Annotated in this window: 4 protein-coding genes; 1 reads left to right on the top strand and 3 read right to left on the bottom strand. The window is 70.3% G+C overall.

Going from position 1 to position 6,880, the window contains the following annotated elements:
- Nucleotides 1-951: 951 nt before the first annotated feature.
- The 3 genes from U9979_RS11460 to U9979_RS11450 all read right to left on the bottom strand — a co-directional run bounded on the left by U9979_RS11460 (nt 952) and on the right by U9979_RS11450 (nt 5,868).
- Complete coding sequence (locus U9979_RS11460) at nt 952-2,103, bottom strand: acyl-CoA dehydrogenase family protein (protein ID WP_322779368.1); 1,152 nt, start codon at nt 2,101-2,103, stop codon at nt 952-954.
- Nucleotides 2,096-4,177 carry a biotin carboxylase N-terminal domain-containing protein gene (locus U9979_RS11455; protein WP_322779371.1) on the bottom strand — a complete coding sequence of 694 codons (2,082 nt, stop codon included), beginning with the start codon at nt 4,175-4,177 and terminating at the stop codon, nt 2,096-2,098. Before U9979_RS11455 ends, U9979_RS11460 begins: the two co-directional genes overlap by 8 nt.
- Nucleotides 4,178-4,254: 77 nt before the next feature.
- Nucleotides 4,255-5,868 carry a carboxyl transferase domain-containing protein gene (locus U9979_RS11450; RefSeq protein ID WP_322779367.1) on the bottom strand — a complete coding sequence of 538 codons (1,614 nt, stop codon included), beginning with the start codon at nt 5,866-5,868 and terminating at the stop codon, nt 4,255-4,257.
- A 294-nt stretch (nt 5,869-6,162) separates the two neighbouring features.
- On the opposite strand from U9979_RS11450, the gene U9979_RS11445 reads away from it, so the two are divergent.
- The gene (locus tag U9979_RS11445; protein ID WP_322779366.1) at nt 6,163-6,759 is read left to right on the top strand and encodes a TetR/AcrR family transcriptional regulator; all 597 of its coding nucleotides are present in this window, start codon (nt 6,163-6,165) and stop codon (nt 6,757-6,759) included.
- The last annotated feature ends 121 nt before the right edge of the window (nt 6,760-6,880 follow it).

The raw sequence follows: 6,880 nt of genomic DNA, 5'->3' as shown, positions 1-6,880 counted from the left end.
CTCGCCAACCCGCTGAACCCCCAGGTTGCAGCTTGATCGACTTAGCGTCAGTGGCATTGAGGTCAGCCACCACGTCATCTCCGTTCATCTCGGGAAGCTTCGGCAAGATCTTTTAGGAACGGACGGCCCTACCGACATGCCGACGTCCGTTGCGAAGCAGGTAGCCGCATATGAGGTGACGAACCTGAATGAGCTGTCTATGCGGCGAGAAGAATACGGCGCTCGATGGGTTCAGATGTGGAGGTGGATGCGGGATGGGGGGTGTGTCGGGCGTTGGCGATGGTGGTGTGTTCGAGGGGGTGGCCGTGGCCGTCGTGGAGGGTGCGGCGGATGTGGAGAGTGGGTGATCCGCGAACGCACCGCGTCGGGGAAGCACGCCCGGATCACCCAAGGCGGCTGGGGCGGCGGGGACGCACCGTACGGCTACCGGCTCGACCGCACCAGCGCTCACCCCCGGAGTATCTGGCCTCGGTCGCCGGGGACCACGCCGGACTGATCGCCACCCACGGCGGTGGGGATTCCGACGCGATCGCCAAGGCCGACGGTGAGATCAACCGGTTGCACCAGGCGCTCCCGACCACGATCGTGAACCTGTCCGCCGGCGGGCTCGACGCGGCCACCGTGGCGGCGGCGTCTCGCGATCTGCAAACCAAACTGAGTACCGCCAAGGCACGTCGCCAGACCCTCGCGGATCGCCACGCACAGGCGGCGTCGCACGCGCAACAGGTCCAAGCGGTCCGGGACCTGGCGGCTGTCGCGCCTACCCGGCTCGCGACCGCGACCCCGGAGGAACGTCGGGACCTCTACGCCCTCCTCAACATCCAAATAAAGATCGTGGACAACCGGCGGGGCGAACCCCTACGGCTCGCTCTGACCGGAACCCTTGACCACACCGAAGCCCTGAACGCGACCGAACCCGCGCACCCACAAGAGCGGGCGCCATGGGCGCTCCTACAGGCCGAGGTGGCGGGCGATGAGCATCTTCTGGACCTCGCTGGTGCCTTCCCCGATCTCCAGGATCTTGCTGTCCCGCCAGTGCCGGGCGACGGGGTACTCGTTCATGAAGCCGTAGCCGCCGTGGATCTGGGTTGCCTCACGGGCGTTGGTCACCGCGGCCTCGCTGCTGACCAGCTTCGCGATCGCAGCCTCCTTCTTGAACGGGCGGCCGGAGGCCATCCGGGCGGCCGCGTCGTAGTAGGCGGTGCGGGCGACGTGGGTACGCGCCTCCATCTCGGCAATTTTGAAGGAGATCGCCTGGTTGGCGCCGATCGGCCGGCCGAAGGCGTGGCGGGTCCGGGCGTAGGCCACCGATTCCTCGACGCAGGCCTGGGCGAGGCCGACGGCCAGTGCCGCGATGGCGATGCGGCCTTCGTCGAGGATGGACAGGAAGTTCGCGTAGCCGCGGCCCCGTTCGCCGAGCAGGTTGGCCTCGGGTACCCGTACGTCGACGAGCGTGAGCGGGTGGGTGTCGCTGGCATGCCAGCCGACCTTGGAGTACGCCGGTTCCGCGGTGAAGCCGGGGGTCGGGACCGGCACCACGATGGTGCTGATCTCCTTATTCCCGGCCGCGGTGGTGCCGGTGAGGGCGGTGACCGTGACGAGCCGGGTGATGTCGGTACCGGAGTTGGTGATGAACGCCTTGGCGCCGTTGAGCACCCAGGTGTCGTCGTCGAGGCGTGCGGTCGTGCGGGTGCCGCCGGCGTCGCTGCCCGCCTCGGGTTCGGTCAGCCCGAACGCGCCGAGGGCCTCGCCCGAGCACAGCATGGGCAGCCATTGCTGTTTCTGGTCCTGCGTGCCGAACCGGTAGATCGGCATCGCGCCGAGCGAGCAGCCGGCCTCCAGCGTGATCGCTACCGACGAGTCGACCCGGGCGAGTTCCTCGATGGCCAGGCAGAGGGTGAAGAAGTCGCCGCCCATCCCGCCGTAGGACTCGGGGAAGGGCAGTCCGAACAGGCCCATCGAGGCCATGGCGGCGACGACCTCGTAGGGGAAGGTCTTGTTCTCGTCGTGTTGGGCGGCGACCGGGGCGACGACCTCGCGGGCGAACTCGGCGACGGTGCGGCGCAGGGATTCCTGCTCGTCGGTGAGGCGGGTGTCAGGCATCGGGTGTCTCCTGCGGGTCCTGCGGGTCCTGCGGGCCGGGGATGAGTGCGTCGGCCTCCACGACGGCGAGGACCTGGTCGAGGGTGACCTGTTCGCCGGTGTGTGCGAACAGGTCGGTGACGTGGCCGTCCCGCGGGGCGGCGAGGGTGTGTTCCATCTTCATCGCCTCGACGATGATCAGTGGCTGGCCGGCGGTGACCTGCTCGCCGGCGGCGACGTGAACGGCGATGACGGTGCCGGGCATCGGGCTGCGGACCTCGGCGGCGCCGGCCGATTCCGCTCCTGTGTGGGCGGCGGGGTCGGCCTCGACGATCCGCCAGGCGGCTCCGTCGGCGCCGAGCCAGCGGGTCGCCCCGTCGCGGGCGTACCACCAGCGTCGGCTCCGCCCGCCGACGGTGATCAGCAGTTCGCTGCAGTCGTCGGCGAGGGTGCGTACCGCGGCGGTCCGGGGTTCCCCGGTCGCGGCGGGCTCGCCGGTGACGTTGACGGTGACGGTGACGGTGGCGGCTGTCGGGGTGCCGGTCACGGTGACCTCGGCGATGCCGCCGCCGGGCAGTGCCGGCCGCCAGACCAGGGGAGCCGGGACACCGCCGACCCGCCAGCCGCTGGGGACGTCCCAGGGGTCGATCACCGGGCCGGCCGGCTGCGCCTCGGCGAGCCGCGCCAATCCGTAGGCCGCCAGCGCGTGGGCCGGGAGCGCACCGGCCGGGAGGTCAGCGTCGCCGAGGCCGTCGAGTTCGCGTTCGACCAGACCGGTGTCGAGGCGTCCGGCGGCCACGTCGGGGTGGGCGAGCAGCGCCCGGAGGAAGGCGATGTTGGTCGTGACGCCGAGGACGGCGGTGCGGGCGAGGGCGGCGTGCAGCCGGGTACGCGCGGTCGCCCGGTCCGGCCCCCAGGCGATCACCTTGGCGAGCATCGGGTCGTAGTCGGTTCCCACCCGTTGTCCGTGGGTGAGGCCCGAGTCGACGCGCACGCCGTCGCCGTCGGGTTCGCGCATCAGCAGGACGGTGCCGCCGGTCGGGAGGAAGCCGCGGGCCGGGTCCTCGGCGTAGACCCGCGCCTCGATCGCGTGCCCGGTCAGGGCGATGTTTTCCTGGGAGGTGGTCAGCGGCCGGCCCGCGGCGATCCGGATCTGCTCGGCGACCAGGTCGATCCCGGTGACCATCTCGGTGACCGGATGTTCGACCTGTAGCCGGGTGTTCATCTCCATGAAGAAGAAGTGCGCCGGGTCGTCGGCGCCGACGATGAACTCCACGGTCCCCGCGCCGGTGTAGCCCACGGCGCGGGCGACCTCGACCGCGGCCGCGCCGATGCGGTCCCGGGTCGCGACGTCGAGCAGCACCGACGGCGCCTCCTCGATGATCTTCTGGTGGCGGCGTTGCAGGCTGCACTCGCGTTCGCCGAGGTGAACGACGGCGCCGTGGGTGTCGGCGAGGATCTGCACCTCGATGTGCCGTGGGCGGTGGACGAACCGTTCGAGGAACAGGGTGTCGTCGCCGAAGGACGCGGCCGCCTGTCGGCGGGCGGCGGCGAGTTCACCGCGCAACGCGGCCGGTTCGGTGACCAGGCGCATCCCTTTCCCGCCCCCACCGGCGGACGGTTTGATCAGCACGGGGTAGCCGACCTCGGCCGCGGCGGCGACCAGGTCGGCGTCGCTCATCCCCGGTTCGGTGCGGCCCGGTACCACCGGGACACCGGCGGCGGCGACGGTCTGCTTGGCGCGGATCTTGTCGCCCATCACCGCCACGGCGTGTGCGGACGGTCCGATGAAGACCAGGCCCGCCTGCGCGCAGGCGCGCACGAACGCGACGTTCTCGGACAGGAAGCCGTACCCGGGATGGACCGCCCGGGCGCCGGTGAGCCGGGCCGCGTCGAGCAGCGCCGGGATCGACAGGTAGGACAGCTGGGCGGGCGCCGGGCCGATGTGGACCGCCTCGTCGGCCTCGCGCACATGCCGGGCGTCGGCGTCGGCGTCGCTGTAGACGGCGACCGAGCCGATGCCCAGCGCCCGCAGTGTACGGATCACGCGGACCGCGATCTCACCGCGGTTGGCGACCAGCACGGTGTCGAACAGGGTGGTGTCACCGCTGCCGGTGTCACCGCGTGTGGTGTCACCGCTTGTGGTGTCGCAGAGGGTGGCTGGCATCGCACTCACATCCGGAAGACGCCGTAGCGGACAGGTTCCAGCGGCGCGTTCGCCGCCACCGACAGGGCCAACCCCAGCACGGTGCGGGTGTCGAGCGGGTCGATCACGCCGTCGTCCCACAGCCGGGCGGTCGAGTAGAAGGGGTCACCCTGACGGTCGTACTGAGCGCGGATCGGCGCGGTGAACGCCTCCTCGTCCGCGGCCTCCCAGTGCACACCCCGGGTCTCGTGCTGCTCGCGTCGCACGGTCGCCAGCACCGAGGCGGCCTGCTCGCCGCCCATCACCGAGATCCGCGCGTTCGGCCACATCCACAGGAACCGTGGTGAGTAGGCCCGGCCGCACATCGAGTAGTTACCGGCACCGAACGAGCCGCCGATCACAACGGTGAACTTCGGGACCCGCGCGCAGGCGACGGCGGTGACCATTTTGGCGCCGTGCTTGGCGATCCCGCCGGCCTCGAACTCCCGGCCGACTATGAAGCCGGTGATGTTCTGCAGGAACAGCAGCGGGATTCTGCGCTGGTCGCACAGCTCGATGAAGTGCGCGCCCTTGAGGGCGGACTCGCTGAACAGCACGCCGTTGTTCGCCACGATGCCGACCGGGTGGCCGTGCAGCCGGGCGGTGCCGGTGACCAGCGTCGGGCCGTACTCGCGTTTGAATTCGGCGAACCGGCTCCCGTCGACGATCCGGGCGATGACCTCGCGGACGTCGTAGGGGATGCGGCTGTCGGTGGGTACGACCGCGTACAGCTGTGCCGGGTCGGCGGCCGGCTCGTCGGTAGGGGCGACATCCCAGGGCCGGGGGGCGCGCGGCGCGAGGCTGGCCACGATCGCCCGCACCCGGCGCAGCGCGTCGGCGTCGTCGTCGGCCAGGTGATCGGTGACCCCGGAGGTTTTGCTGTGCAGCAGCCCGCCGCCGAGGTCCTCCGCCGAGACGATCTCCCCGGTCGCGGCTCGCACCAGCGGCGGACCGCCCAGGAAGATCGTCCCCTGGTCCCGGACGATGACGGCCTCGTCGCTCATCGCCGGGACGTAGGCGCCACCGGCCGTGCACGAGCCGAGGACCGCGGCGATCTGCGCGATACCGGCCGCCGACATCGTCGCCTGGTTGTAGAAGATCCTCCCGAAGTGCTCGCGGTCGGGAAACACCTCGTCCTGCAGCGGGAGGAACGCCCCCCCGGAGTCGACGAGGTAGACACACGGCAGCCGGTTGTGCAGTGCCACCTCCTGTGCCCGCAGGTGCTTTTTGACGGTGACGGGGTAGTAGGTGCCGCCCTTGACCGTGGCGTCGTTCGCCACCACCACGCACTCACGCCCGGACACCCGTCCGACACCGGTGATGATCCCCGCGCCCGGTGCCTCGTCGCCGTACATGCCGTTGGCGGCCAGCGGCGAGAGTTCCAGGAACGGGCTGCCGCGGTCGAGCAGGGTGTCGATCCGGTCCCGGGGCAGCAGTTTGCCTCTGCTCACATGGCGCAGTCGGGCCTGCTCCGACCCGCCCCGCGCGGTCGAGCTCAGGGCGGACCGTAGCTGGGCGACGAGCGCCTGGTGCGCCGCCGTGCTGGCGACGGCCTGTTCGCCCGCGGTGTCGACGCGGGCCGCCAGCCGGGGGCCGGTCATGAGGTCCTCCCGAGACAGATGACGATTCATGATCTACATCAAGGATGTTAAGGATCACTAACAACGGCTGTCACGCTAGCACGGGCATATCCGCCGCGGAAGGTGTCCGTTTCGGGGTCATGGCATACTGTGAGGGGATGTAGTGAGGTCGCTACCTCGTCCCACTTTTGCCTCACCGTCGCCTCGCAGTCGCTCCACCGTTGTCCAGAGCGTTGAAAGTTAGGATCTCCTCACATCGGCAGGGACGAATCGTCCGACAATCGTGATCTTTCGCGCGGGCAGCGAGGACCACGGGTGTCTGCGGCAACCGCTCGCCCCGGGTCGGCTCGGCCCTCCTCCCGTCGGGAGGACATCCTGCGGGAGGCTGCGCGGCTGTTCGCCACCCACGGATTCCACGGGGTGAGCATCGAACAGCTCGGCGCCGCCGTCGGCATCAGCGGTCCGGGTATCTACCGGCACTTCCCCAGCAAAAGCGCCATCCTCGCGGCGATGCTCGTCGGCATCAGCGAACGGCTCCACGCCGACGGCGCGGCAGCGGTGCGTACGAGCCGGACCCCGCACGACGCACTCGAACGTCTGATCACACTGCACATCGCGTTCGCCCTCGACGAGCCGTACCTCATCACCGTCCAGGATCGCGACCTCGCCAACCTCCCACGGCCCGACGACCACCGCGTCCGCCGGCTGCAGCGCGCCTACGTCGAGATATGGGCGTCCGTCCTGCGTCAGATCGACTGCCGCCTCGGCGTCGCGGAGAGCCGCGCGCGGGCGCATGCGTTGTTCGGACTGCTGAATTCCACTCCACACAGCGCCACCGAGGTGGACCGCGAGACGATGGCGGCCATTCTGCGGGACATGAGTCTGCGGGCAGCCCGTGGCGACCATCGCTGACCGCTGACCGACCTTCGGACATGAGGGCGCCGGTACCCCAGTTCGGGAACCAGCGGCTGGCGCTGCCCGAGGAGTGGATTGCCAGGCATGACTCTCGGCCGGCCGATCTGCGGGTTCGCGG

The sequence above is a fragment of the Protofrankia sp. Cas4 genome, assembly GCF_963555915.1.
In the GTDB taxonomy this organism is placed as follows: Bacteria; Actinomycetota; Actinomycetes; order Frankiales; family Frankiaceae; genus Protofrankia.
This window is presented reverse-complemented; position numbering and strand designations above follow the sequence as displayed.

What these genes read in the sequence shown, in the direction of transcription:
- U9979_RS11460 (WP_322779368.1), bottom strand. Translation starts at nt 2,103, where the DNA reads ATGCCTGACACCCGCCTCACCGACGAGCAGGAATCCCTGCGCCGCACC.
- U9979_RS11450 (WP_322779367.1), bottom strand. Translation starts at nt 5,868, where the DNA reads ATGACCGGCCCCCGGCTGGCGGCCCGCGTCGACACCGCGGGCGAACAG.